Here is a 24,998-nt window from a genome sequence, read left to right as displayed (position 1 = left end):
GCGGGTCTGGGGCCGGCACGCCGAGAGCACGCACCTGACGCCGCGCGGCCGCCCTTCGGGCGACGACGCGAATTGTCAGACAGGCCCTAGTGGCAGCCGTCGACGGAGTTACGCTCATCGGTGCCCGCGCCGTGCCCGAGACCGAACCGGAGACGCCCCCCATGGACACCGCCGCCAGCCCAGTGACCTACCGTGACGCCACCGACGCCGACGTGGACGCCGTCGTGGCGCTCATAGAGTCCGCGTACCGGGGCGACTCCAGCCGGGCCGGGTGGACCACCGAGGCGGACATCCTCCAGGGGCAGCGCACCGACCCGCAGGGCGTGCTGGCGGTCGTCAAGGCGCCGGACAGCCGCCTGCTGACGGTGGAGCGGGACGGCCGGATCGTGGCCTGCTGCCAGCTCGAGCACCGCGGGGAGCACGCCTACTTCGGGATGTTCGCCGTCAGCCCGGCGCTCCAGGGCGCGGGACTGGGCAGGGCCATCATCGCGGAGGCGGAGCGGCAGGCCCGCACGACGTGGGGCGTCACGGAGATGCACATGACCGTGATCTCGGTGCGCGAGGACCTCATCGCCTGGTACGAGCGCCGCGGCTACCGCCGCACGGGAGAGACGACCCCCTTCCCGTACGGCGACGAGCGCTTCGGCGTCCCACAGCGCGCCGACCTCCGGTTCGAGCTGCTGGTCAAGCCGCTGGTGTGACCGCTCAGGCGGTGAAGCGGCCGGTGCGTTTGATCTCCGGGTAGTCGGTCGTCGCGCCGTCCAGGCCGAGGGCGCGCACCAGTCGCAGGTGGTCCTGGGTGTTCACGGTCCAGCAGAAGACCCGCAGTCCCGCCTTGCGGGCCTTCCGCACGATCTCCAGCGTGACCCTGTTGATGTCCAGGCACAGGGTCTTGGCGCCCGCCTCCACGGCCCGGTCCACGACCTCGGGGCCGTAGAACTGCGCGACCAGGGCCGTCCGCACCCCCGGCACCAGCCGGGCGATCTCGACGATGGCCTCGTCGTGGAACGAGATCACCTCCACCCGGTCCACCAGGTCCCGCCGGAGCATCACGTCGGCGAGGAGGCGCGCGGCCGCCGCGTCCTTGATCTCGGCCTGCAACGGCACCGAGACGGCGTCCAGCACCTCCTCGAAGACCGGGATCCGCTCCCCGCGGCCGGCGTCCAGGGCGCGCAGTTCCTCGAGGGTCTTGTCGGCGATCGCACCGGTGCCGTCGGTGGTGCGGTCCACGTCCGCGTCGTGCATGACGACGAGCGCGCCGTCCTTGCTCAGGTGCAGGTCCAGTTCGACGACGTCGAGGCCGGCCTGCTCGGCGGCGACGAAGGAGCGCAGGGTGTTCTCGGGTTCGACACCCATCGCTCCGCGGTGACCGATGGTGAGGAAGTTCAAGGCTCGACTCGCTTCCGTCGACGTCGGCGTGGCAGGGCGGCAGCCTAACGGCCCTGCCGGACCGTTTCCCCCGTGCCGCGCCGGGTATACGAATCCGACGATCGACAGGAAAAAATGCGGCGAAGCCCGGGGTGAGGCAGGATAATTTACGGAGTCGCCCCTTGATTGGAGAAACGTCGTATGCCTACGGTGTCTTGACGCAAGCTTCTCCCGTGGAGGATGGGACATGACGGAAATTCTTGTGCAGGTGGGTGTGGAGGGCGACGTTCCTCCGGCGAGCAGGGTGGTGGAACACCCGGCGTGGCCCGTGCTCAAGGATGCCGTGGAGCGGATCCGGCCATGGCAGTCCAAGGACGGGTCGATCGACTTCGACGCCGAGGGCGCCCCCGAGCGGGCCGCCGCCGAGGACGCCGTACGCCGCGTCACCGAGGCCGTGCGCGAGCTGTCCCCGCTGCTGCCGCACGACCGCGCCTACCACGAGGCCCTGGTGACCGACCTCGGCCGCTGGGCCGACGGCGGCTTCGAGGTGCCCGACTTCCTCGACTCGCTGCTGGCCTTCCAGCCCGCGGCCAACAGGGCGGACGGCCTCCAGCACCTCGTCGTCTTCCCGATGTACACGCAGAACGGCAACCCGGACCGCAACCTCGAAGCGGTCGTGCTGCGCATGGTCTGGCCCGACTGGCTGGCGGAGCTGGAGCGCACCCGTTACGACAACCCGCTGTTCTGCGGCATCACCTTCGAGGACTTCACGGCCGGCTACGACACCAACTCCGCCGTCCTCTTCCCGGAGACCATCGCCGTGCGCGAGGCCCCCGAACGCTTCTCGTGGGGCGGCATCTTCTGCGACCGCGAGGCCGCCCGCTTCCGCCGCGTCACCGAGGCCGCCGTGGACCTGCTGGGCCTGGAGCTGCCCGAGGACGTCGCCGCGCTGGTCGACGACCAGAAGCGCTGCGAGGAGGCCTTCGTCCTGTGGGACATGGTCCACGACCGCACCCACAGCCACGGCGACCTGCCCTTCGACCCGTTCATGATCAAGCAGCGCCAGCCGTTCTGGATGTACGGCCTGGAGGAGCTGCGCTGCGACCTCACCGCCTTCAAGGAGGCCGTCAAGCTGGAGGCGGACGGCGTCCCGCAGGCCCGCGACGTGCAGTACGCGGTGCTCTTCGACCGCATGTTCCGCTTCCCGGTGACCGGCGAGCGCGTGCGCAACTACGACGGTCTCGGCGGCCAGCTGCTCTTCGCCTACCTGCACAAGCACGACGTCGTCCGCTGGACCGACAACAAGCTCTTCATCGACTGGCAGCGCGCCCCGCAGGTCACCAACCAGCTGTGCGCCGAGATCGAGAAGCTCTACCGCGACGGCATCGACCGCCCCAAGATCGTCCACTGGTTCGCCGGCTACGAGCTGGTCTCCACCTACCTCGCCCCGCACCCGGGCTCGAAGTGGGCCAAGGGCCCCGACGCCCTGGACCTGACCCTGCCGCCGCGCAAACTCGTCGACGACGTGCTTCCGGACGAGTTTCCGCTGAGCATGTTCTACGAGGCCCTGTCCAAGAAGCTGAAGAAGGTGATCGCCTCGACCCGGGGTATCACCGCGGCCGCGGACGGCGCCCAGCGGGCCGCCGCGTGAGCGACGGCGGCGGCACGCACGAACACGCACGGCAGACACCGGCTCAGCAGGCTCGGGAGGCGAGGACCATGGGGAACGGGGCGCTCGACGGCGCGGTGATCGCGGTGGCAGGAGCGGGCGGACCCGCCGGACGGGCCGCGCTGCTGCGGCTCGCCGAGGCGGGTGCGACCGTCGTCGGCGCGGACAACGACCCGGAGCGGCTGGCGGAGGCGGTGGACGCGGCGCGCTACGCGCACGGCGGCGCCACCGTCACCGGCGAGACGGTCGACCTGCTCGACCTGGACTCCACCCGGGCCTGGGCCGACCGCACCGAGCAGGAGTTCGGCCACGTCGACGGCATGGTCCACCTCGTGGGCGGCTGGCGCGGCAGCAAGAGCTTCACCAAGACCGAACTCGGCGACTGGGACCTCCTGGAGAAGCTGCTCATCCGCACCGTGCAGCACACCTCCCTCGCCTTCCACGAGGCGCTCCAGCGCAGCGACCGCGGCCGCTACGTCCTGATCAGCGCCGCCGGCGCGTCCAGCCCCACCGCGGGCAACGCCGCCTACTCGGCCGCCAAGGCCGCCGCCGAGGCGTGGACGCTGGCCATGGCGGACTACTTCCGCAAGGCGGGGGGCGAGCAGGGACCGACGTCGGCGGCTGCGATCCTGGTGGTCAAGGCGTTGGTGCACGACGCGATGCGCGCCGAGCGCCCCAACGCGAAGTTCGCGGGCTTCACGGACGTGCGTGACCTCGCCGAGGCCGTCGCCGGTGTCTGGGGCAAGCCCGCCGCGGAAGTGAACGGAAACCGTCTGTGGCTGACCGAGAAGCCGTGAACCCCCCGAAGACCGACGCGCGTCGCCATCACGACCCCGAGGTCCGCGGTTTCGCCAGTGACAACTACGCCGGGGCGCACCCGGAGGTGCTCGCCGCCCTGGCCCTGGCCAACGGCGGACACCAGGTCGCGTACGGCGAGGACGACTACACCGAGAACCTGCAGCGGGTGATCCGCAGCCACTTCGGCTCCGGCGCCGAGGCGTTCCCGGTCTTCAACGGCACCGGCGCCAACGTCGTCGCGCTCCAGGCGGTCACCGACCGCTGGGGCGCCGTGATCAGCGCCGAGAGCGCGCACATCAACGTCGACGAGGGCGGCGCCCCCGAGCGGATGGGCGGCCTCAAGCTGCTCACCGTCCCCACCCCCGACGGCAAGCTCACCCCCGAGCTGATCGACCGCCAGGCGTACGGCTGGGACGACGAGCACCGCGCGATGCCGCAGGTCGTCTCGATCACCCAGAGCACCGAGCTGGGCACCCTCTACACGCCCGACGAGATCCGCGCCATCTGCGAGCACGCCCACGCGCACGGCATGAAGGTGCACCTGGACGGCTCCCGGATAGCCAACGCCGCCGCCTCGCTGGACGTCCCCATGCGGACGTTCACCAACGCGGTCGGCGTCGACCTGCTCTCGCTCGGCGGCACCAAGAACGGGGCGCTGTTCGGCGAGGCGGTCGTGGTCCTGAACCAGGACGCGGTGCGCCACATGAAGCACCTGCGCAAGCTGTCCATGCAGCTGGCCTCCAAGATGCGCTTCGTGTCCGTGCAGCTGGAGGCGCTGCTGGCCAAGGACCTGTGGCTGCGCAACGCCCGGCACTCCAACGAGATGGCCCAGCGCCTGGCCGAGGGCGTGCGCGCCGTGCACGGCGTGGAGATCCTCTACCCGGTGCAGGCCAACGCGGTCTTCGCCCGGCTGCCGCACGAGGTGAGCGAGCGCCTGCAGAAGCGGTTCCGCTTCTACTTCTGGGACGAGGCCGCCGGCGACGTGCGCTGGATGTGCGCCTTCGACACCACCGAGGACGACGTCGACGCGTTCGTGGCCGCCCTCAAGGAGGAGACGGCGCGCTGACGGGGACATCTCCCGACACTGCATAGGTATGCGGTCACCTGAAAAGTCATTGACTGGCGGGTGATCGCTTTCCTATGCTCTGCGGGCATGGAGCTGATCCAGAAGAACCCCGACCTGTCCGCCTATCTGGCTGCCGACGAGGCCATCGACCATGACCATCCGCGCGTGCGGGAGGTGGCCGGCTCACTCGCCAGGCAGGCGGAGGATTCGTATGCCTATGCGCGCCTGGCCTTCGAGTTCGTGCGCGACACCATCCCGCACTCACAGGACTCCGGGGATCCGCGCGTCACCTGGCGGGCCTCCGACGTCCTGGAGCAGCGCACCGGCATCTGCTACGCCAAGGCCCACGCGCTGGCCGCGCTGCTGCGGGCCGAGGACATCCCCACCGCGCTGTGCTACCAGCGGTTCGACGTGGTGCACGGGCTGGTCGCGGTACGCCTCGACGGTGCCTGGCACCGGCAGGATCCGCGCGGGAACAAGCCCGGCGTGAACGCGCGGTTCTCCCTGGGCAGGGAGCGACTGGCCTTCACGCCGGACCACGCGGCGGGCGAGGAGGACTGTCCGGAGCTGTACGCGGCGCCGCATCCCGCCGTCCTGGACGTCCTCAAGGCGGCCACCGACCGCCCGCACCTGTGGGAGACCCTCCCCACCGCGCTCTGAAGCGCCCGGCTCAGTGCGCCTGGGCGGTGCGCAGCTGCTCGGGCGTCGGGGCCGTGCCGCCGAGATGGGCCGGCATCCACCAGGTGTCGTCGGCTCCCTTGGGGCGCACGGGGTAGGCGCGCTGAGCGGCCTCCAGCAGCTCCTGCACCCGCTCGCGCAGCCGCCGGGTGATGGCACCCGCGTACTGCTCGCGCGGGGCCTCCATCGCCTCGCCGACCCGGATGGTGATGGGGGTGTGGCTGCGCTTGAAGTTGCGCGGGTGGCCCTTGGTCCACAGTCGCTGGGTACCCCACAGCGCCATGGGAACCAGCGGGACGCCCGCCTCCTGCGCGAGTCGCGCGGCACCCGACTTGAAGCTCTTCAGGGTGAACGACTCGGAGATCGTCGCCTCGGGGAAGACCCCGACGATCTCGCCGGACTTCAGCGAGTCCAGGGCGTGCGCGTAGGCCGCCTCGCCCTGCTTGCGGTCGACCGGGATGTGCTTCATCCCGCGCATCAGCGGACCGGAGATCCGGTGCCGGAAGACCGACTCCTTCGCCATGAAGCGCACCAGCCGCTTCTGCGGCAGTGCGGCCAGACCGTCGAAGATGAAGTCCAGGTAGCTGATGTGGTTGCTCACCAGTACGGCGCCGCCCGTGCGCGGGATGTTCTCCGACCCACGGCAGTCGATCTTGAGGTCCCACACCTTGAACATGGTGCGGGCGAGACCGATGACCGGACGGTAGACGATTTCTGCCATGGGCGGGTCGGACCCTTCCTTGTCAGCCTGGGAAGGGAAACTCCCAGTCGAAAGTTACGCAGCCGTAGGTTTGCGGCTTGTCGCAGATCGTGCCCCAAGAACGGCCGGTGTACCAGCCTTGGTGCCCGCGCGCGGCGAGATCCTCATCACTTGCCGGTCCCTCGCGTGGCCGAAATGCGACGGTGGGCGGGAATCTCCGCGGCTCCGCGAACGCTGCACCTTCGGAGTACCGAACCGGTGGCGTGCGGGGTACGCGCGCCCAAGAGTGCCGCGGTGGCGGCGGAACGGGGGCGCGCTGGTGCGCGGGCAGGACGACGGCAACCGGTCGGGGGCCACCGCCGTACGGGTCGACGCGGCCGATCTCGGTGCGGAGCTGGGCTCCCGCGCGACGCTCGTGCAGTTCTCCAGTGCCTTCTGCGCACCCTGCCGGGCCACCCGGCGGGTGCTGGGCGAGGTGGCCGGTCTGGTCCCCGGTGTTGCCCATGTCGAGATCGACGCCGAGGGACACCTCGAACTCGTCCGCGCCCTCGACGTGCTCAGGACTCCCACCGTGCTGGTCCTGGACGCCGACGGCCGCGTCGTGCGGCGTGCCACCGGTCAGCCGCGCAGGGCGGACGTGATCGCCGCGCTGGGCGAGGCGGTGTGACAAGCGCCACGCCGGTGGTGAGGTCTTCTCCACAGCCCCCACATCCCGGGACGTAATTGACTGTGTGTGCCACCCGTCGTCAGCCTGCCCCCATGCCCCGCTCGCCGTTTCCGGGACCGAGGCGCAACGCAGAAGGACCACCCCGCATGACGGTCACACCCGACCTGGCCGCACCCCGGCCCGCCACCGACGACCTGCTGCGGTCCGTCTTCCGGCGGCACGCGGCGGGCGTCGCCGTGATCACCGCGCGAGGACCCGGCGGCCCGGTCGGTTTCACGGCCACGTCCCTCACCTCCGTCTCCGCCCGCCCGCCGCTGCTCTCCTTCGGCATCGGCACCGGCTCGTCGAGCTGGCCCGCGGTGTCAAAGGCGGAGCACGTCGGCGTCCATGTGCTCGGCGAGCACCAGGAGGAGCTGGCCGCCACCTTCGCCCGCAGCGGCGCCGACCGCTTCGCCGCACCCACCGTCTGGCGGGAGGGGCCCGAGGGGGTGCCGGTGCTGGACGGCGTGCTCGCCTGGCTCGTGTGCCGGGTGGCCGGCCGGGTGCCCGCGGGGGACCATCGGATCGTGCTGGCGGAAGTCCTCCTCGGCGACCCCGCCGGAGCCGGCGAACCGCTGCTGTACCACCAGGGGCGCTACCGGGGTCTGCGCGACTGACCGGTCAGCGGGACGGCTGCTGCGAAGGCGTCGGGTTCCGGTTACGCTGCGTTGCGAAGGTCACAGTTCAAAGCGCTTGCTTAGCGGGCAGGAACTGGGTGTACTGACGAGTAATATTCCGGGCGGAGCGCAGGTCGCCCCGACCGGGATCGGCCGCTTGGGGCGCCTATGCTGCCTGCAAGAGGCAGCACTGAAATGTCGACGCAGTAGGAGAGCCGGCGTGAGCTTGAGGATCGTTGTCACTGTGAAGTACGTGCCCGACGCCACTGGCGACCGGCACTTCGCCGATGACCTGACCGTCGACCGGGACGACGTGGACGGTCTGCTCTCCGAGCTGGACGAGTACGCGGTCGAACAGGCGCTGCAGATCTCCGAGAATTCCGACGACGACGTCGAGGTCACCGTCCTGACGGTGGGCCCCGAGGATGCCAAGGACGCGCTGCGCAAGGCGCTGTCCATGGGCGCGGACAAGGCGATCCACGTCGAGGACGACGACCTGCACGGCACCGACGCCATCGGCACCTCCCTGGTCCTGGCCAAGGCCGTCGAGAAGGCCGGGTACGACCTGGTCGTCTCCGGCATGGCCTCCACCGACGGCACCATGGGCGTCGTCCCCGCGCTGCTCGCCGAGCGCCTGGGCGTACCGCAGGTGACGCTGCTGTCCGAGGTCTCGGTCGAGGACGGCGTCGTGAAGGGCCGCCGTGACGGCGACTCGGCGACGGAGCAGCTGGAGGCCTCGCTGCCGGCGGTCGTGTCGGTCACCGACCAGTCGGGCGAGGCGCGTTACCCCTCCTTCAAGGGCATCATGGCGGCCAAGAAGAAGCCGGTTCAGTCCTGGGACCTCTCCGACCTCGAGATCGACGAGGACGAGGTCGGCCTGGAGAACGCCTACACGGTCGTCGAGTCGGCCGCCGAGCGTCCGGCGCGCTCCGCGGGCACGATCGTCAAGGACGAGGGCGAGGGCGGCAAGCAGCTCGCCGAGTTCCTCGCGGGCCAGAAGTTCATCTGAGGCCCTGCCGCCCTTACCGCCCCTCATCTTTCGCAAGCAGGAGAGAAGAAGTCCCATGGCTGAAGTTCTCGTCTACGTCGATCACGTGGACGGTGCCGTCCGCAAGCCGACCCTGGAGCTGCTGACCCTGGCCCGCCGCGTCGGCGAGCCGGTGGCCGTCGCGCTGGGCAACGGCGCCGGTGACACCGCCGCCGCCCTCGCCGAGCACGGCGCGGTGAAGGTCCTCACCCACGAGGCCGCCGAGTACGCCGACTACCTGGTCGTGCCGAAGGTGGACGCCCTCCAGGCCGCCGTCGCCGCCGTCTCCCCGGCCGCTGTCCTGGTCCCGTCCTCCGCCGAGGGCAAGGAGATCGCCGCCCGCCTGGCGCTGCGCCTGGGCTCGGGCATCATCACCGACGCCGTCGACCTGGAGGCCGGCGACGAGGGCCCGGTGGCCACCCAGTCGGTGTTCGCCGCCGCCTTCACCACCAAGTCCCGCGTCTCCAAGGGCACCCCGGTCATCACGGTCAAGCCGAACTCGGCCGCCGTCGAGGCCGCCCCGGCCGCCGGTGCCGTCGAGGCCCTGTCGGTCACCTTCTCCGCCGCCGCCACCGGCACCAAGGTCACCTCGCGCACGCCGCGCGAGTCGACCGGCCGCCCGGAGCTGACCGAGGCCGCGATCGTCGTCTCCGGCGGCCGCGGCGTCAACGGCGCGGAGAACTTCGCGATCATCGAGGCGCTCGCCGACTCGCTCGGCGCGGCCGTCGGCGCCTCGCGCGCCGCGGTGGACGCGGGCTGGTACCCGCACACCAACCAGGTCGGCCAGACCGGCAAGTCCGTCTCCCCGCAGCTGTACATCGCCTCCGGCATCTCCGGCGCGATCCAGCACCGCGCGGGCATGCAGACCTCGAAGACGATCGTGGCGATCAACAAGGACGCCGAGGCCCCGATCTTCGAGCTGGTCGACTACGGCGTGGTCGGCGACCTCTTCGACGTCGTCCCGCAGCTCACCGAGGAGGTCAAGACCCGCAAGGGCTGACCCTCCCCGCCGCACGGCACGCCAAGGCCCCCGGTGACGTCCACGGACGTCGCGGGGGCCTCGGCGTGCGCGCAGGATGGTGTTGACCGGCGAAGAGGCGCCAGATAACTTCACTCTACGGATAACGGATTCCGTTCAGCGGAAAAATGAACATCAGGAGGGTGTCGAATGGGTCAGCAGGAGAAGGTGGCAACGAGCCTCGCGGGCGCCGTCGGCGAGGAGATCAGTGCCTCCCTCGCACCGGTCGACGCGGAGCTGGAGCGCCGCTACCCCGGAGACCCGGGCACCCGCCAGCCCGTCCACACCGTCTACGTCCCCGGTGACGTCTTCGCCGCCGACACCATCCGCACCTGGGGCGACCGGGCGCTCGCCGCCCTGGACGAACACGCCCCGGACGCCGCCTCCTTCGCCGCCGTCCTCGGCCTCGCCGACGACCTCGCCGAGCCCGTGTACACGCGCGTGCGCGCCAAACTGGAGCGCGAGCCGATCGAAGACCTGCGCGTCGACTTCGAGGACGGCTACGGCAACCGTACGGACGCCGAGGAGGACGAGGCGGCCGCCCGCGCCGCCCGGCTGATCGCCGAGGCGTACGAGCAGGGCACGGCCGCCCCCTACATGGGCATCCGCATGAAGTGCATGGAGGCTCCGGTGCGCGCCCGGGGCATCCGCACCCTCGACGTCTTCCTCAGCGGCCTGATGGAGGCCGGCGGCCTGCCCGACGGGCTGGTCCTCACCCTGCCCAAGGTGACCTACCCCGAGCAGGTCACCGCCATGGTGCGGCTCCTGGAGGCCTTCGAGAAGGCGCGCGGCCTCACACCCGGCCGGATCGGCTTCGAGATCCAGATCGAGACCAGCCAGTCCATCCTCGCCGCCGACGGCACCGCCACCGTCGCCCGCATGATCCAGGCCGCCGAGGGCCGCGCCACCGGCCTGCACTACGGCACCTTCGACTACAGCGCCTGCCTCGGCGTCTCCGCCGCCCACCAGGCCAGCGACCACCCGGCCGCCGACCACGCGAAGGCGGTCATGCAGGTCGCCGCCGCCGGGACCGGCGTACGGGTCTCCGACGGCTCCACCAACGTCCTGCCGGTCGGCCCCACCACGCAGGTCCACGACGCCTGGCGGCTGCATTACGGCCTCACCCGCCGCGCCCTGGCCCGCGCCTACTACCAGGGCTGGGACATGCACCCCGGCCACATCCCCACCCGGTACGCCGCCGTCTTCGCCTTCTACCGCGAGGGCTTCGAACAGGCCGCCGCCCGCCTCGCCCGCTACGCCAACCGCACCGGCGGCGACGTGATGGACGAGCCCGCCACCGCCAAGGCCCTCAGCGGCTACCTGCTGCGCGGCCTGGACTGCGGTGCCCTCGACATCGGCGAGGTCGCCCGGCTGACCGGCCTGACCCGCGCCGACCTGGAGGGCTTCTCGGGCCCGCGGCGCGGCGACCTCACGGCATCGGCGCAGTAGGTCCCGCCGACGGCGTCCGGCCCCCGGCGAGGGGATCGTCCGGCCCGGAGCCCACGTACCGCTCCAGGCCGGACGCCGTCACCCGCTGCTCCTCGGCGAACAGCCGCGTCCCCCGGTCGCACAGCCGCCGGTCCGCCCGCGCCCGCGCGCTGAACTCCTCGGGCGTCGCCCCGAACAGCTCCCGCAGCCGGGCCGACCCGTGCAGCAACTCGGTGATCAGGGGCCGTTGCGCCCCCGGATGCCGCCGCGGCGCACCGGTGCCGTCGTGCAGCACGCCGTGGCGGTTGACGTAGGCGTACGCACCGCCCAGCACCGAGCCGTCCCCCGGCTCGACGCGCACGTCGGGCGCGGGCAGCCAGACGCGGTCGAAGTTGCCGCCCGCCATCGGCACGCCCTCGCTCGCGTCGATCACCGCGAGCTGCTCGGCGTCGAGCCACAGCACGAACAGCTCCCGTACGGTGCCGGGGGCGCCCACCGGCGACGCGGACACGTAGCCCATGCGGCTCACGTGCGCGGAGACGCCGATGTCCAGTCCGGTGACCCGGGACCTCACCATCGGGATCGGCGAGCCGATCCCGAACTCGGCCATCTTGTGCAGCAGCTGCGCCGGGCTCGCGTTGGATCCGATCGCCAGCACCGGAACCCGGCCCTCCCCGTCCTCCCACTCCTGACGCGCGGGCCGCTCCAGCGGCAGCAGCCGGTCCCCGTCCAGCAGCCCGGACTCCCGGGGCCACGCGCCCGGGTACAGCAGCGGTTCCTCGCGCGGTACACCGTCCAGCCCGAGCGCCCGCAGGGTGCGGTCGCCGCCGGGCGGCGGCACGGGCTCGCGGCCCTCGGACGGTGGTTGCGACACGGTGGGTCTCCTCCCGGCGGCCAGGGCGGCGCGGCCCGGTCAGTGCGACGGCGGCAGCTCGCCCGAGCCCCGGGTGACCAGCCTGGTCGGCAGTTCGACGCGGTCGGGGGCGAGGAGGGAGCCGTCCAGCTGCCGGAAGAGCCGCTCGGCGGCGGTGCGGCCGAGGGCGGCCGCGTCCTGCGCGACCACGGTGACGCCCGGCTGGAGCAGGTCGGCCAGCTCGATGTCGTCGAAACCGACCAGGGCGACGCCCCGGGTGTGCTCGGCCAGGACCCGGATCACGGTGACCGTCACCCGGTTGTTGCCGGTGAAGATCGCGGTGACCGGCTGCGGGTCGGCGAGCATCTCCTCGGCCGCCCGGCGCACCCGCACGGGATCGGTGACACCCAGGGACATCCAGGAGTCCTCGACCGGTATGCCCGCGTCCTCCATCGCCGCCCGGTAGCCGCGCAGCCGCTCGGCGGCGGTGTGGATGCGGGGCATGTCGCCGATGAAGCCGATCCTGCGGTGCCCGTGCGCGATCAGGTGGGCCACCCCGTCGCGGGCACCGCCGAAGTTGTCGGAGACCACCACGTCCGCGTCGATCTGCCCCGCCGGACGGTCCACGAACACCGTGGCGACGCCCGCCTTCAGCTCGGGCTCCAGATACCGGTGGTCGTCCCCGGCGGGGATCACCACGAGACCGTCCACGCGCCGCGCGCACAGGGCGAGCACCAGCTCCTGCTCGCGCTCCGGGTCCTCCGCGCTGGACCCGTTGATCAGCAGGGCGCCGTGGGCGCGGGCCACCTCCTCCACGGCGCGGCTGAGCGGCCCGTAGAACGGGTCCGCCAGATCCTCCAGGACCAGGCCGATGCTCGCGGTGCGGCCCTTGCGCAGCACCCGCGCGCTGTCGTTGCGGCGGAAGCCCAGCGCGTCGATGGCCTCCTGGACGCGGCGCTCGGTCTCCGGGGTGACGCCGGGCTCCCCGTTGACCACCCGGGAGACGGTCTTGAGGCCGACTCCCGCCCGGGCGGCGACGTCCTTCATGGTCGGGCGGTTGCCGTAACGGTTCCCGGGGAGGCGGTCTGCGCGGCGGGTCGCGTCGGGCACGATGCGGTGTCCTGTCCTGTCGTCCACGGGATTGCGTCGGCTCCTGCTGTCCGGGGGGATGTGTCGGTCATGGGCTTGTATGAGGATGTGGCGTCGAGCATAGAGCCTGGACAACGTTGTCAGATGCGGGAGACACTGTCCATCGCACTCTCCGGCCCTCGTCCCCACCACGGGGCCGGTCGCCGCGCGCTCGTGTTGTACGGCTTTTTCGCTTTCGGTCCGACGGGGAGATCCGACTCTGATGCACACCGACCTAGTGGCAGCGCTGGACATCGGCGGCACCAAGATCGCCGGCGCACTGGTGGACGGCCACGGCCGCATCCAGGCGCGCGCACAGCGTGCGACACCCGCCCGGGAGGACGGTGACACCGTGATGCGCGCCGTCGAGGACGTGTTCGCCGAGCTGACCGCGTCGCCCCTGTGGGAGCGGGCCACGGCGGTCGGCATCGGCAGCGCCGGTCCGGTGGACGCCTCGGCCGGCACGGTCAGCCCGGTGAACGTGCCCGGCTGGCGCGACTACCCGCTGGTCCGACGAGTCCGGGCCGCCGCCGGCGGACTGCCGGTGGAGCTGATCGGCGACGGGGTGGCCATCACGGCGGCCGAACACTGGCAGGGCGCCGCCCGCGGGCACGACAACGCGCTGTGCATGGTGGTCTCGACCGGCGTCGGCGGCGGACTGGTGCTGGGCGGCCGGCTGCACCCCGGACCGACCGGCAACGCGGGGCACATCGGTCACATCAGCGTCGACCTGGACGGCGACCCCTGCCCGTGCGGCGCGCGCGGCTGCGTGGAGCGCATAGCCAGCGGGCCCAACATCGCCCGCCGTGCCCTGGAAGGGGGCTGGGTGCCCGGCCCCGACGGCGACACCTCCGCCGCCGCGGTCGCCGCCGCGGCCAGGCTGGGCGACCCCGTCGCCGTCGCGTCCTTCGAGCGGGCCGCGCAGGCGCTGGCCGCCGGTATCGCCGCCACCGCGACCCTCGTCGAGATCGACATCGCGGTGGTGGGCGGGGGAGTGGGCAAGGCGGGGGACGTCCTCTTCGCCCCGCTGCGCAAGGCCCTCACCGACTACGCGACGCTGTCCTTCGTCCAGCGCCTCGCGGTCGTCCCCGCCCAGATGGGGACGGACGCCGGACTGGTCGGCGCGGCCGCCGCGGCCCTGTCGAGGACGGCGGCCGCGACAGCCGCGCACGTCTGAGGCCCGCGCCGCGGCGGCCGGGGCGGACCGCGTGGCACGGGCGACTCCCGCGGTCCTGCCCGTGACCCCGGGGCGTCGGCGTAGTTGAACGGGGCATGAAGAAGCGCAGCATCCTCGCCCTCGCGACCCTCGCCACCGGCTTCGTCGTCGCGGCCGTCAGCCCGTCCCACGCCGCCCCGAGCGACCTTCCGCTCAATCTCGGGGTGGACGACACCGTCAGTACCCTGGAGGACACCGTCGCCACCGAGAGCCTGACCCTCGACGACGACGCCCTGGGGCCGCTGGGCTGACGCCCCGGGCCGGGCCGACGCGCCCGGCCGGGGCCACCCGGCGCCGGTGCCCTCGCGGGGGCACCGGCGCCGCTGTCATATGCCCTTTCCCACGTCACCGGCCGGGCTGGTTTCCGTGGCGGGGTGAAGCGGGCAAGCCACAGTGGGCCAACAGAAGAGGGGGACATGTGACCGTCGTCTGGATCAACGGCGCGTTCGGTGCGGGGAAGACCACCACCGCACGGGAACTGATCGAACTGATCCCGAACAGCACGCTCTTCGACCCCGAGGTCGTCGGCGGGGCACTCGCGCACCTGCTGCCGCCCAAACGCCTGGCCGAGGTGGGCGACTTCCAGGACCTGCCGATCTGGCGCCGGCTGGTGATCGACACGGCGGCGGCGCTGCTCGCCGACCTCGGCGGGACGCTCGTGGTCCCGATGACCCTGCTGCGCCAGGAGTACCGGGACGAGATCTTCGGCGGTCTCGCCGCCCGCCGGATCGAGGTCCGGCACATCCTGCTGGCCCCGGCCGAAACGATCCTGCGGGAGCGAATAGCGAGCCGCGAGGTACCGCGGGACCTCCCGGACGGCGAGCTGCGGGTACGGCAGTGGTCCTACGACCACATCGAGCCCTACCGCGCCGCCGTCGCCTCCTGGCTCACCGCCGACGCCCACCCCGTCGACACCGGCGCCCTCACCCCCTACGAGGCCGCCGCCCGGGTCGCCGAGGCCGTCGGCTCGGGTGCCGTGCCGGCCTGCGAGATCGTCCAGACACCCGAGCCCACCGGCGAGACCGTCGCCGCCGGCGTCCTGCTCTTCGACGAGCGGGACCGGGTTCTGCTCGTGGACCCCACCTACAAACCCGGCTGGGAGTTCCCCGGCGGCGTCGTCGAACCCGGCGAGGCGCCCGCCCGCGCCGGCATGCGCGAGGTCGCCGAGGAGACCGGCCTCCGCCTGCGGGACGTACCGGCCTTGCTCGTCGTCGACTGGGAACCACCGGCGCCTCCCGCCTACGGCGGGCTGCGGCTGCTCTTCGACGGCGGCCGGCTCGACGCCGCGGACGCCGACCGGGTCGTGCTGCCCGGCCCCGAGCTGCGCGACTGGCGGTTCGCCACCGAGGACGAGGCCGCCGACCTGCTGCCCCCGGTCCGCTACGAGCGGCTGCGCTGGGCGCTGCGGGCCCGGGAACGCGGCGCCGCCCACTACCTGGAGGCGGGCACGCCGGTCGGCTGACGGCGGGGCCCCACCGGGTGGCGAGGCCCCTGTGCCGACGGCGGAACGCGGGACGGGAGCGGACTCAGCTCGCCGCGTAGTTGCGCAGGAAGTGCGCCTCCGCCACCGACAGCCGCTCCAGCTCCTCGGGGGACACGCTCTCGTTCACGGCGTGGATCTGCGCCTCCGGCTCGCTCAGGCCGATCAGCAGGATCTCCGCCTCCGGGTAGAGGGACGCCAGGGTGTTGCACAGCGGGATGGAGCCGCCCTGACCGGCGTACTGCATCTCCTCGCCGGGGTACGCCACCGCCATCGCGTCCGCCATGGCCTGGTACGCCGGGCTCGTGGTGTCGGCGCGGAACGCCTGGCCCTGGCCGATCTGCTCGACGGCGACCCGGGCGCCCCACGGCGTACGCGACTCCAGGTGGGCCTGGAGGAGCTTGGTGGCCTCCGCCGCGTCCACGCCCGGCGGCACCCGCAGGCTCACCAGCGCCCGCGCACCCGCCTGCACCGACGGGGTGGCGCCGACGACCGGCGGGCAGTCGATGCCGAGCACCGTGACGGCCGGCCGCGCCCAGATCCGGTCGGCGACCGAACCGGAGCCGATCAGCTCCACGCCGTCCAGCACCCGCGCGTCCCGGCGGAACTGCTCCTCGTCGTAGGCCAGCCCCTCCCAGGTGCTGTCCGCCGCCAGACCGTCGACCGTCGTCGAGCCGTCCTCCGCGCGCAGCGAGTCCAGTACGCGGATCAGGGCGGCCAGCGCGTCGGGCGCCGCGCCGCCGAACTGGCCCGAGTGCAGGTTGCCTTCGAGCGTGTCGACCTTCACGCGCAGCAGCGTCATGCCGCGCAGCGTGGAGGTGACCGTCGGCAGACCGACCCGGAAGTTGCCCGCGTCGCCGATGACGATGGTGTCGGCGGCCAGCAGGTCCGGGTGGGCCTCGGCGTACCGCTCCAGGCCGCCCGTGCCCTGCTCCTCGGAACCCTCGGCGATCACCTTGACGTGCACCGGCACGCCCCCGTTCGCCTTCAGCGCGCGCAGCGCGAGCAGGTGCATCAGCACGCCGCCCTTGCAGTCCGCGGCGCCGCGCCCGTACCAGCGGCCGTCGCGCTCGGTCAGCTCGAACGGCGGAGTGGCCCAGCCCGCCTCGTCCAGCGGCGGCTGCACGTCGTAGTGGGCGTAGAGCAGCACCGTCTTCGCGCCCTCGGGTCCCGGCAGGTACCCGTACACCGACTGCGTGCCGTCCGGCGTGTCCAGCAGGGCCACGTCCTGGAAGCCCTCGGCGCGCAGGGCCGCCGCTATCCAGTTGGCGGCTCCCACGCTCTCACTGCGTGGGAACTGGTCGAAGTCGGCCACCGACTTGAAGGCCACCAGCGCGGCCAGTTCCTCCTTCGCGCGGGGCATCAGCGAAGCGACGGTCTCGGCGACCGGATTCGACGACATGGGCACGCTCCTTGTGGGTGCGACGTTGTACCAAGGAGTACTTGGAATGACGGGCCGATCCTCCCACAGTGGCCTGCGGCGATGCCCGCCGTAGGATGCGGGGGTCAGGTGCGGCATGCGGTTTGATCGGAGCAGTAGACCATCGTGAGCAGCGAGAACTCTTCGGCGGACGACGCGCGTCAGGTCTGGGACGTGGTCGTGGTGGGCGCGGGACCGGCAGGGGCCTCGGCCGCCTACGCGGCGGCGGTCGCGGGGCGGCGCGTGCTGTTGCTGGAGAAGGCCGAGCTGCCCCGCTACAAAACGTGCGGCGGCGGCATCATCGGCCCCTCGCGCGACAGCCTCCCGCCCGGCTTCGAGCTGCCCTTCCAGGACCGGGTGCACGCGGTGACCTTCTCGAACAACGGGCGCTTCACCCGGACCCGGCGCTCCCGGCAGATGCTGTTCGGGCTGATCAACCGGCCGGAGTTCGACCTGCAGCTCGTCGAGCACGCCCAGAAGGCGGGCGCCGAGCTGCGCACCGGGGCGACCGTGACCCGGGTGGAGCAGCACGGGTCGGCGGTCCCGGACCGGCGCACGGTCGCCGTCGTCCTCCAGGGCGGCGAGACGGTGCTGGCCCGGGCCGTGGTCGGCGCGGACGGCAGCGCCAGCCGGATAGGCGCGCACGTCGGGGTGAAGCTCGACCAGGTCGACCTCGGCCTGGAGGCGGAGATCCCGGTGCCCGAGACGGTCGCCGAGGACTGGAAGGGCCGGGTGCTCATCGACTGGGGCCCGATCCCCGGCAGTTACGGCTGGGTCTTCCCCAAGGGCGACACGCTCACGGTCGGGGTGATCTCGGCGCGCGGCGAGGGCGCGGCGACCAAGCGGTACCTGGAGGACTTCGTCGCCCGGCTGGGGCTCGCCGGATTCGAACCGAGCATCTCCTCCGGCCACCTGACGCGCTGCCGCGCGGACGACTCGCCGCTCTCGCGCGGGCGGGTCCTGGTGTGCGGGGACGCGGCCGGGCTCCTGGAGCCGTGGACCCGCGAGGGCATCTCCTTCGCGCTGCGCTCGGGACGGCTCGCGGGGGAGTGGGCCGTGCGCATCTCCGAGGCCCACGACGCGGTGGACGCGCGCAAGCAGGCCCTGAACTACGCGTTCGCGATCAAGGCCGGGCTGGGCGTGGAGATGAGCGTCGGCAAGCGGATGCTGGCGGTGTTCGAGCGCCGGCCCGGCCTCTTCCACGCGGCCCTGACCGGTTTCCGCCCGGCCTGGAAGGCGTTCAGGGACATCACGCAGGGCTCGACCTCGCTGGGCGAGCTGGTGCGCAGCCATCCGCTGGCGCAGCGGGCGCTGGGAGCGATGGACCGCCGGTCCGAGGCGGCCGAAGCGTCCGCGCCGTCCGCGCCGCCCGCGTCGTCCACGTCGTCCACGGGGGAAGAGACCGGCGCCTGACCGCGGGCGACCGGCCGTCGGCGGCGGTCCGGCCGAGTCCGGCCGTCGGCGCCCGCCCGGCCAGGACCTGACCGCGAGGCACACCCGGGCAAGGGTCTCGCCGAGCCGGTGCTGCCCACCGAGCCACGGCCCGGGGCCCACCGGACGGACCCCGGCCCCCCGGCCCGCCGCCCGGGACCGTGACGGCGCGGGTGGCCCGCGAGGCCGAGCCGTTTGTCACCCGGCGGACCGTCTCGCTCGTCCGGTCGGCCCGGTGCGCCCCGCCCATCCGGCCGCGGGTCCGGGGCCGTGGCGGCTCGCGGGCCGTGGAGGGGTGTACTTCGCCGGGAGTACGTGTGATCACCACGCGCGGGTGACGCCGCCCGCCGGGCCCGGCGTCTAGCGTGGCGGTCATGGACGGACAGCGCGAGCGCGCGGGCCGGGCGCCGCAGTGGTGGTGGCACGGGCCCCCGTGGTGGAACCGGCGGGGCGACGAGGAACAGCGCCCCGCCTGGCCCTGGCGCTCCACCGTGCTCGTCACGGCGTTCGTGCTGGTCGGCTCCAACTTCGCCGCCCACGCCCAGGAGGCGGAGCGGGCCGGACTGGACCCCTTCGCACGCGTGCTGCTCTTCGTGACGGGAGCCGCCCTGCTGTGGCGGCAGCGGTACCCGGTGCCGGTCGTGTTCGGCACCGCGGTCACCACCCTGGTCTACCTCGGCGCCGGATACCCGTACGGCCCGGTGTTCGTGGCCGTCGCGGTGGCCTGCTTCAGCGCCGTCGTCGCCGGGCACCGCAGGGCCGCGTGGGCGGCGATGGGAACCCTGTGGGCCGGGCACGCCCTGGTGGCGCACTGGCTCTACCGGTGGCTGCCGCCGTCCGGGGACTCGGCCGCCTCCTGGGGGCAGGAACTCGTGATCGCCACCTGGGTCGTGGCCATCGCCGCCCTGTCGGAGCTGGCCCGGGCCCGCCGCGAGCAGTGGGCGCGGGAGCGGGCCGAGCGGGCCCAGGCGGCGCGGCGCCGGGCGGACGAGGAACGGCTGCGGATCGCCCGCGAGCTGCACGACGTACTCGCGCACAGCATCTCCGTCATCAACGTGCAGGCAGGCGTGGGACTCGCCCTCCTGGACACCGACCCGGAACAGGCCCGCACCGCACTCACCACCATCAAGGACCAGAGCAAGGAAGCGCTCGGTGAGGTGCGGCAGGTACTCGACACGCTGCGCACCCCCGGGGACGCGCCGCGCGCTCCGGCCCCCGGCCTCGACCGGCTCCCGGAGCTGGTCGAGCAGGCGGCGAGCGCGGGCCTCACCGTCGAGGTGGAGGGGAAACCGCCGCGCCTGTCGCCCGGTACCGACCTCGCGGCGTTCCGCATCGTGCAGGAGGCGCTCACCAACGTCGTACGGCACTCGGGCTCGCGGCACGCGCGCGTGCGCCTCGACCGGGACGGGGGCACGCTGCTGCTGCGCGTCGACGACGACGGCCCCGCGACCGGCGCCGAGGCGGGCGGCAGCGGCAACGGGCTGGCCGGGATGCGGGAGCGCGCGGCGGCGCTGGGTGGCACCATCGAGGCGGGCCCGCGTCCCGACGGCGGCTTCCGGGTCCTGGCGGCCCTGCCGATCGACATGAAGCACCCGAACCGCCCGAACCGCACGAAGGAGGACGACCGGTGATCCGCGTACTGCTCGCCGACGACCAGTCACTGGTACGGGCCGGTTTCCGGGCGCTGCTGGACGCGCAGTCGGACATCGAGGTGGTCGCGGAGGCCGCCGACGGCGAGGAGGCGGTGCGCTCGATCCGCGAACTGCGCCCCGACGTCGTCCTCATGGACATCCGCATGCCCCTGCTCGACGGCCTCGCCGCGACCCGCCGGATCACCCGCGACCCGGGGCTGCCCGACGTGAAGGTGGTCATGCTCACCACCTTCGAACTCGACGAGTACGTCTTCGAGGCGATCCGCTCCGGAGCCTCCGGCTTCCTGGTCAAGGACACCGAACCCGAGGAACTCCTGCGCGCCGTGCGGGCGGTGGTGGACGGCGACGCGCTGCTGTCGCCGGGCGTGACGCGGCGGCTGATCGCCGAGTTCGCGGCCCGTTCCAAGGAGCCCGCGGCGGCCGGCGAGATGGCCCGGCTGACCGAACGGGAGCGCGAGGTGATGGCCCTGGTCGGCATCGGACTGTCCAACGAGGAGATCGCCCGCCGGCTGGTCGTCAGCCCGCTGACCGCCAAGACCCACGTCAGCCGGACCATGGTCAAACTCGGTGCCCGTGACCGGGCCCAACTGGTCGTCCTCGCCTACGAGTCGGGGCTGGTGCGGCCCGGCTGGCTGGGCTGAGTGCCGCGCCCGAACCGGACCAGCACGCTCACCACCCGGACGGCGAACACCACCACGGCGAGCATCGCGCCCGCCCCGACGAGCGCGGAGCGCACGCCGCCCGTCAGGCCGAAGACGTACGCGGGCCCCGCCACGGCACCGAACAGCACGGCCGCCGCGAACGCCGCGCTGCACAGCGCGTAGCCGATCTCGACCGTGACGGCGTCCCGCTCGCCCTGCGTGCGCCGTCCCCCATGGGCATCCATGGCGGCAAGTCTCCCAGAGCGGCGGCGTTTCGGCAGCGCGGTGCCCGCCGCGCGGAGCTCTGCTACGGTGCGCGGATGGCGGCGAAGAAGGCCGAACAGGCGCTCGTGACCCGGTGGCGCTCGATCCTGGTCCTCCATGCCCGCGTCCAGTGCGAACTCGACCGTGCGCTGCACGGACACGGCCTGTGCGGAAGCGACTTCGAGGTCCTCGACGTCCTGGCCGGCACCCGGGACGAGGACGGCTCCGGCCCCTGCGGATACCGCGTCCAGCAGATCTCCGAGCGGGTCCACCTCAGCCAGAGCGCGCTGTCCCGGCTGGTCGCCCGGCTGGAGAAGGACGGTCTCGTCGAGCGCTCCCTGTGCCCCGAGGACCGGCGGGGCGTGCGGGTGGCGCTCACGCCGAAGGGACGCGCCCGGCACGGTGAGGCGCTCCCGGTGCAGCGGGCGGTGCTGCACCGGATGCTGGCCGGCTGACCGACACCGCCGGGACACCCGCCTCAATTCCAGGTGACGCCCGACCGCTCGCGCCACAGCGCGGCGAGCGAGCCGTCGCCGGTCACCTCCGGGAACGGCCGGCGATTCCACAGCGCCGGGTAGAGGCGTGCGGCGGGGCCGGACAGTTCGCAGTCGGCGGTCCCGGCGGCCCCCCGCACGGTCACCGGCGGCTGCGCGGACAGCCATACGGTCCACACGGCGTCCGGTGCGTCCGTCGCCCGTACCCGCAGCGTGCGGGGCTCCTCGGTGCGCACGGCGCTCTTCGGGCGGGCGTGGAAGGCACACAGCAGCTCGTCGATGCCGTCCACCGCGAAGTCCACGCCGATGCCGGTGGCTTCACCGCCGCGCGCCGACTCGGCGTCGAGCCGGTGCACCGTCGTCTCGTGCGCCTGCCGCCTGGCCCAGAAGGCCAGCGGTGACGGCGCGGGCAGGAACTGCCAGCACCGCACGTCGGGCGCGGCGCCGGTGAGGGTCTCGACGAGCCGTGCGTGTCCGTCCCGGAACCAGCTCACCAGCCGGGCGCCGTCGAGGGCGGGCGGGTCGTCGGCGCGCCGGGGACCGGTGTGCCCTTCGGCGACGAACGCCGTCGCCCAGCGGTGCACCATCCCCGTGTGCCGCAGCAGGTCCCGCACGCGCCAGCCGGGGCAGGTCGGCACCACGGCGTCGCCGCCCGCCGCCTCGGCGGCCGCGGCCAGCAACGCGCCTTCACGGTCCAGGCTCTCGACGTACGCCGCGGTCTTCATGACAGGGAGTGTGCCGTATGGAGCGCGCTCGACGGCAGGCCTCCCCGGCACGTTCCCGTTCCCGGGCGGCGCCCGGCTCAGCCAGGCACCGCCGCGCGCCGCGTGGCGACCGCGACCAGCACCGCCACCGCCGCGAGCACGGCCACGCTGGTGAGGGCGGCCGGGAGGGAGAACCAGTCGGCCATGAAACCGATCGCGGGCGGACCGAGCAGCATGCCGCCGTAGCCCAGGGTGGACGCGGTCGCGACCCCGCTCGGGCCGCCGAGCGCGCCGGCCCGCTCGATCGCGACCGGGAAGATGTTGGCGAGCCCGAGGCCGGTGATCGCGAAGCCGAACAGCGCCGCCCACACGGACGGGGCGAGCGAACCGAGCAGCATGCCGGCCACCGCGGTGGTGCCGCCCGCCACCACCGTGGCCGTCCGGCCCAGGCGTTCCAGCAGCGTGGTCCCCGTCAGCCGGCCCACGGTCATGGCGAGCGCGAAGCACGAGTAGCCCGCCGCCGCCAGGCCCGGGGAGGCGTCGAGGTCCTGCTCCAGGTGCAGGGCGCCCCAGTCGGCCATGGCGCCCTCGCCGTACGCCGTGCACAGGGCGATCAGGCCGAAGGTGATGACGAGGCGACGGGTACGGCGGTCCGGGCGGCGCGGGGTGCCGTCCTCCTCGGGAGTGCGGTCCGGCGGCGCGGCGGGCTCGCAGCGCAGGAGTGCCCGGCCCGCGACGAGGGTGACCAGGAGGCCGGTCACGGTGAGGGCGAGCAGGTGCCGCGTCGGCGACAGCGCCCCGGCGACGAGACCGCCGAGCCCCGCGCCGACCATGCCGCCGAGGCTGAACGCCGCGTGGAAGCTGGGCATGATCGGGCGCCCCAGCACGGCCACCAGATCGACGGCGGCGCTGTTGAAGGCCACGTTGATCCCGCCGTACGCGCTGCCGAAGACCAGCAGTACGACGCCGAGGGCGAGCGCGGAGTGGGTGAGCGGGGGCAGGGCGACGCTGAGGCAGAGCAGGACCGCGCAGGCGACGGTGACGGGATGGCTGCCGTAGCGGCGGGCCAGCCGTCCGGTGAGCGTCATGGTGACCACGGCGCCCGCCGAGACACCGAGCAGGGCGAGCCCCAGGGCGCTGGCGGAGGCGCCGGTCTGCTCCTTGATGGCGGGGATCCGGACCACCCAGCCGGCGAAGACGAAGCCGTCGAGGGCGAAGAAGGCGGTCAGGGCTATTCGGAGACGGGTGAGGTCGTCGCGGGAGCCCGGCACGACGTTGTGCGATCGGGCTTTGTTTATTTGCGGCACAAAGTCAGGCTAGAGGCGGGACCGGGGACGCGGCAAGGGTGCCGGGGCGTGCGGGAGCCCGCGCGTCGTCAGTCGGCCGGTGCCCCCGCCGTGCTCTCCCGCACCACCAGCCGGTGCGGCGCCTTGGCCTCCGTCGGTGCGGGCGCCGAACCGTCGATCACGCCGAGCAGGGTGCTGACCGCCGTGCGCGCGATCGCGGCCTTGTCCGGGGCGACGGTGGTCAGTGACGGTGAGCTGTACCGGCCCTCCTGGATGCCGTCGACCCCGACGACGGCGATGTCGTCGGGGACCCGTACCCCCGCCCGGGTCAGGGCGTGCATGGCGCCGATGGCCAGCAGGTCGTTGTAGCAGAAGACCGCGTCGGGCGGCTCGGGCAGGGCGAGCAGCCGCTCCATGGCCTGGGCGCCGAGGTGGCGGTGGAAACGCGGGGTCGGGACGATCAGCTGCTCGTCGACGGTGAGTCCGGCCCGTTCCAGTGCCTGGCGGTAGCCCGTCGTACGCAACTGCGCGGTCTCGCCGGTGCTGTAGGGCTGGTCGCCGATGGCGGCGATCCGTCGGCGGCCGAGGCCGACGAGGTGTTCCGTCGCGTCCCGGGCCGCGGCGACGTTGTCGATCGCCACGTGGTGGAAGCTGCCGTTGAAGATGTGCTCGCCGAGCAGCACGACGGGCACCCGGTTGGTACGGCGGCGCAGCTCGTCCGCCGAGATGGCCAGCGGGCTCAGCAGCAGGCCGTCGAACATCGTGGCGCGCGACTCGCGGCCCAGCAGCTCCCGCTCGCGCTCGCCGTCGCCGTCCGTCTGGTCGAGCATGACCACGTACCCGTGGGTGCGGGCCGCGGTGATCACCTCGCGGGCCAGCTCGGCGAAGTACGGCACGTCCAGCTCCGGGACCACCAGGGCGATCATGCCGCTGCGGCCCCGGCGGAGATTGCGGGCCACCAGGTTGGGCCGGTAGTCGAGTTCGTCGAGCGCGGCCTGCACCCGGACCCGCAATTCGTCGGAGACGGGCACCGACCCGTTGACCACGTTGGACACGGTGCGAATCGAGACTCCGGCGCGTCGGGCGACGTCGCGGAGCGTGGAGCCGGCCATCCAGTTCCCCCTCACGGCCCCCGCGGGGCCTCGGTCGGCAGCATCTCGTGTTCGCGTCGGTGCGGACCGGCGCTGACGAAGGTTGATGTTACTCAGGTATTGCATCGTTGCAAAAGGCGCAGCATCATCTCTGCATCGTTGCAAAGCGAAGGCGGCGGCACGGGACAGGTGCGTGCCGCCGCGCCGCCGACGACGCCTGCGCGCGTTCACGTCCACTCCTGCTCAGCCACTTCCTCTCGCGC

The 24,998-nt window shown here is 73.0% G+C and carries 26 protein-coding genes; 17 read left to right on the top strand and 9 right to left on the bottom strand.

Annotated elements, in window-relative coordinates:
• Window positions 1-161 precede the first annotated feature (161 nt).
• Window positions 162-701, top strand: a complete 540-nt coding sequence (locus ACH4D3_RS24540; protein WP_398326378.1) for a GNAT family N-acetyltransferase — start codon at window positions 162-164, stop codon at window positions 699-701.
• A gap of 4 nt (window positions 702-705) precedes the next feature.
• On the opposite strand, the gene ACH4D3_RS24535 is transcribed toward ACH4D3_RS24540, so the two are convergent.
• Entirely contained in the window at window positions 706-1,389 is a 684-nt protein-coding gene (locus ACH4D3_RS24535; RefSeq protein ID WP_398325587.1) for a glycerophosphodiester phosphodiesterase, read from the bottom strand.
• 226 nt (window positions 1,390-1,615) lie between these two features.
• Between ACH4D3_RS24535 and ACH4D3_RS24530 the strand changes: the two genes are divergently transcribed.
• The 4 genes from ACH4D3_RS24530 to ACH4D3_RS24515 all read left to right on the top strand — a co-directional run bounded on the left by ACH4D3_RS24530 (window position 1,616) and on the right by ACH4D3_RS24515 (window position 5,561).
• Window positions 1,616-3,019, top strand: a complete 1,404-nt coding sequence (locus tag ACH4D3_RS24530) for a DUF6421 family protein (protein ID WP_398325585.1) — start codon at window positions 1,616-1,618, stop codon at window positions 3,017-3,019.
• 68 nt (window positions 3,020-3,087) lie between these two features.
• Window positions 3,088-3,834: an SDR family NAD(P)-dependent oxidoreductase gene (locus ACH4D3_RS24525; RefSeq protein ID WP_398325582.1), complete on the top strand. Its 747-nt coding sequence runs from the start codon at window positions 3,088-3,090 to the stop codon at window positions 3,832-3,834.
• Window positions 3,831-4,901, top strand: a complete 1,071-nt coding sequence (locus ACH4D3_RS24520) for a threonine aldolase family protein (protein WP_398325579.1) — start codon at window positions 3,831-3,833, stop codon at window positions 4,899-4,901. Before ACH4D3_RS24525 ends, ACH4D3_RS24520 begins: the two co-directional genes overlap by 4 nt.
• An 87-nt stretch (window positions 4,902-4,988) precedes the next feature.
• Complete coding sequence (locus ACH4D3_RS24515) at window positions 4,989-5,561, top strand: transglutaminase domain-containing protein (RefSeq protein WP_398325576.1); 573 nt, start codon at window positions 4,989-4,991, stop codon at window positions 5,559-5,561.
• Between the two features lie 10 nt (window positions 5,562-5,571).
• Here ACH4D3_RS24515 and ACH4D3_RS24510 read toward each other — a convergent pair whose 3' ends face one another.
• Window positions 5,572-6,300 (bottom strand): lysophospholipid acyltransferase family protein, encoded by a 729-nt coding sequence (locus ACH4D3_RS24510; protein ID WP_398325573.1) that lies wholly within the window; start codon window positions 6,298-6,300, stop codon window positions 5,572-5,574.
• Window positions 6,301-6,565: 265 nt separating this feature from the next.
• Between ACH4D3_RS24510 and ACH4D3_RS24505 the strand changes: the two genes are divergently transcribed.
• The 5 genes from ACH4D3_RS24505 to ACH4D3_RS24485 all read left to right on the top strand — a co-directional run bounded on the left by ACH4D3_RS24505 (window position 6,566) and on the right by ACH4D3_RS24485 (window position 11,096).
• Complete coding sequence (locus ACH4D3_RS24505; RefSeq protein WP_398325570.1) at window positions 6,566-6,946, top strand: TlpA family protein disulfide reductase; 381 nt, start codon at window positions 6,566-6,568, stop codon at window positions 6,944-6,946.
• A 146-nt stretch (window positions 6,947-7,092) separates the two neighbouring features.
• Window positions 7,093-7,602 (top strand): flavin reductase family protein, encoded by a 510-nt coding sequence (locus tag ACH4D3_RS24500; protein WP_398325567.1) that lies wholly within the window; start codon window positions 7,093-7,095, stop codon window positions 7,600-7,602.
• A gap of 220 nt (window positions 7,603-7,822) precedes the next feature.
• On the top strand, window positions 7,823-8,611 hold the full coding sequence (locus ACH4D3_RS24495; RefSeq protein ID WP_398325565.1) for an electron transfer flavoprotein subunit beta/FixA family protein: 789 nt from the start codon (window positions 7,823-7,825) through the stop codon (window positions 8,609-8,611).
• Between the two features lie 55 nt (window positions 8,612-8,666).
• Window positions 8,667-9,629, top strand: coding sequence for an electron transfer flavoprotein subunit alpha/FixB family protein (locus ACH4D3_RS24490; RefSeq protein WP_398325562.1), 963 nt, complete (start codon window positions 8,667-8,669; stop codon window positions 9,627-9,629).
• 168 nt (window positions 9,630-9,797) lie between these two features.
• Complete coding sequence (locus ACH4D3_RS24485) at window positions 9,798-11,096, top strand: DUF6986 family protein (RefSeq protein ID WP_398325559.1); 1,299 nt, start codon at window positions 9,798-9,800, stop codon at window positions 11,094-11,096.
• Here ACH4D3_RS24485 and ACH4D3_RS24480 read toward each other — a convergent pair.
• Together ACH4D3_RS24480 and ACH4D3_RS24475 are read right to left on the bottom strand one after the other, a co-directional pair.
• Window positions 11,077-11,949: a hypothetical protein gene (locus ACH4D3_RS24480; protein ID WP_398325556.1), complete on the bottom strand. Its 873-nt coding sequence runs from the start codon at window positions 11,947-11,949 to the stop codon at window positions 11,077-11,079. The two genes, ACH4D3_RS24485 and ACH4D3_RS24480, sit on opposite strands and share 20 nt — an antisense overlap.
• 39 nt (window positions 11,950-11,988) lie before the next feature.
• The gene (locus tag ACH4D3_RS24475) at window positions 11,989-13,065 is read right to left on the bottom strand and encodes a LacI family DNA-binding transcriptional regulator (RefSeq protein ID WP_398325553.1); all 1,077 of its coding nucleotides are present in this window, start codon (window positions 13,063-13,065) and stop codon (window positions 11,989-11,991) included.
• Window positions 13,066-13,279: 214 nt separating this feature from the next.
• Here ACH4D3_RS24475 and ACH4D3_RS24470 point away from each other — a divergent pair, with 214 nt between their 5' ends.
• From ACH4D3_RS24470 to ACH4D3_RS24460, 3 genes are all read left to right on the top strand, one after another.
• A complete protein-coding gene (locus ACH4D3_RS24470) occupies window positions 13,280-14,233 on the top strand; it encodes an ROK family protein (RefSeq protein WP_398325550.1) in 954 nt (317 codons plus the stop codon).
• A gap of 95 nt (window positions 14,234-14,328) precedes the next feature.
• Entirely contained in the window at window positions 14,329-14,523 is a 195-nt protein-coding gene (locus ACH4D3_RS24465) for a hypothetical protein (protein WP_398325548.1), read from the top strand.
• 167 nt (window positions 14,524-14,690) lie between these two features.
• On the top strand, window positions 14,691-15,734 hold the full coding sequence (locus tag ACH4D3_RS24460) for an NUDIX domain-containing protein (RefSeq protein WP_398325545.1): 1,044 nt from the start codon (window positions 14,691-14,693) through the stop codon (window positions 15,732-15,734).
• 64 nt (window positions 15,735-15,798) lie between these two features.
• On the opposite strand, the gene ACH4D3_RS24455 is transcribed toward ACH4D3_RS24460, so the two are convergent.
• The gene (locus ACH4D3_RS24455) at window positions 15,799-17,154 is read right to left on the bottom strand and encodes a dipeptidase (protein ID WP_398325542.1); all 1,356 of its coding nucleotides are present in this window, start codon (window positions 17,152-17,154) and stop codon (window positions 15,799-15,801) included.
• Between the two features lie 144 nt (window positions 17,155-17,298).
• On the opposite strand from ACH4D3_RS24455, the gene ACH4D3_RS24450 reads away from it, so the two are divergent.
• The 3 genes from ACH4D3_RS24450 (at window position 17,299) to ACH4D3_RS24440 (ending at window position 20,896) form a co-directional block, all read left to right on the top strand.
• Window positions 17,299-18,585 carry a geranylgeranyl reductase family protein gene (locus ACH4D3_RS24450; RefSeq protein WP_398325539.1) on the top strand — a complete coding sequence of 429 codons (1,287 nt, stop codon included), beginning with the start codon at window positions 17,299-17,301 and terminating at the stop codon, window positions 18,583-18,585.
• Between the two features lie 392 nt (window positions 18,586-18,977).
• Window positions 18,978-20,234: a sensor histidine kinase gene (locus tag ACH4D3_RS24445; protein ID WP_398325536.1), complete on the top strand. Its 1,257-nt coding sequence runs from the start codon at window positions 18,978-18,980 to the stop codon at window positions 20,232-20,234.
• On the top strand, window positions 20,231-20,896 hold the full coding sequence (locus ACH4D3_RS24440; protein ID WP_398325533.1) for a response regulator: 666 nt from the start codon (window positions 20,231-20,233) through the stop codon (window positions 20,894-20,896). Before ACH4D3_RS24445 ends, ACH4D3_RS24440 begins: the two co-directional genes overlap by 4 nt.
• Here ACH4D3_RS24440 and ACH4D3_RS24435 read toward each other — a convergent pair.
• Window positions 20,857-21,141: a DUF6332 family protein gene (locus tag ACH4D3_RS24435; RefSeq protein ID WP_398325530.1), complete on the bottom strand. Its 285-nt coding sequence runs from the start codon at window positions 21,139-21,141 to the stop codon at window positions 20,857-20,859. The two genes, ACH4D3_RS24440 and ACH4D3_RS24435, sit on opposite strands and share 40 nt — an antisense overlap.
• Before the next feature lie 75 nt (window positions 21,142-21,216).
• Here ACH4D3_RS24435 and ACH4D3_RS24430 point away from each other — a divergent pair, with 75 nt between their 5' ends.
• Window positions 21,217-21,615, top strand: a complete 399-nt coding sequence (locus ACH4D3_RS24430; protein WP_398325527.1) for a MarR family winged helix-turn-helix transcriptional regulator — start codon at window positions 21,217-21,219, stop codon at window positions 21,613-21,615.
• A 23-nt stretch (window positions 21,616-21,638) separates the two neighbouring features.
• Here the strand turns inward: ACH4D3_RS24430 and ACH4D3_RS24425 are convergent, their stop codons facing one another.
• The 3 genes from ACH4D3_RS24425 to ACH4D3_RS24415 all read right to left on the bottom strand — a co-directional run bounded on the left by ACH4D3_RS24425 (window position 21,639) and on the right by ACH4D3_RS24415 (window position 24,756).
• Entirely contained in the window at window positions 21,639-22,379 is a 741-nt protein-coding gene (locus ACH4D3_RS24425) for a maleylpyruvate isomerase family mycothiol-dependent enzyme (protein ID WP_398325524.1), read from the bottom strand.
• Between the two features lie 77 nt (window positions 22,380-22,456).
• On the bottom strand, window positions 22,457-23,629 hold the full coding sequence (locus ACH4D3_RS24420; RefSeq protein WP_398325521.1) for an MFS transporter: 1,173 nt from the start codon (window positions 23,627-23,629) through the stop codon (window positions 22,457-22,459).
• Between the two features lie 104 nt (window positions 23,630-23,733).
• Window positions 23,734-24,756: a LacI family DNA-binding transcriptional regulator gene (locus ACH4D3_RS24415; RefSeq protein WP_398325518.1), complete on the bottom strand. Its 1,023-nt coding sequence runs from the start codon at window positions 24,754-24,756 to the stop codon at window positions 23,734-23,736.
• Between the last annotated feature and the right edge of the window lie 242 nt (window positions 24,757-24,998).

Origin of the sequence: Streptomyces sp. NPDC018026, assembly GCF_044327745.1 — a bacterium.
Lineage (GTDB): Bacteria > Actinomycetota > Actinomycetes > Streptomycetales > Streptomycetaceae > Streptomyces > Streptomyces rubrogriseus.
This window is presented reverse-complemented; position numbering and strand designations above follow the sequence as displayed.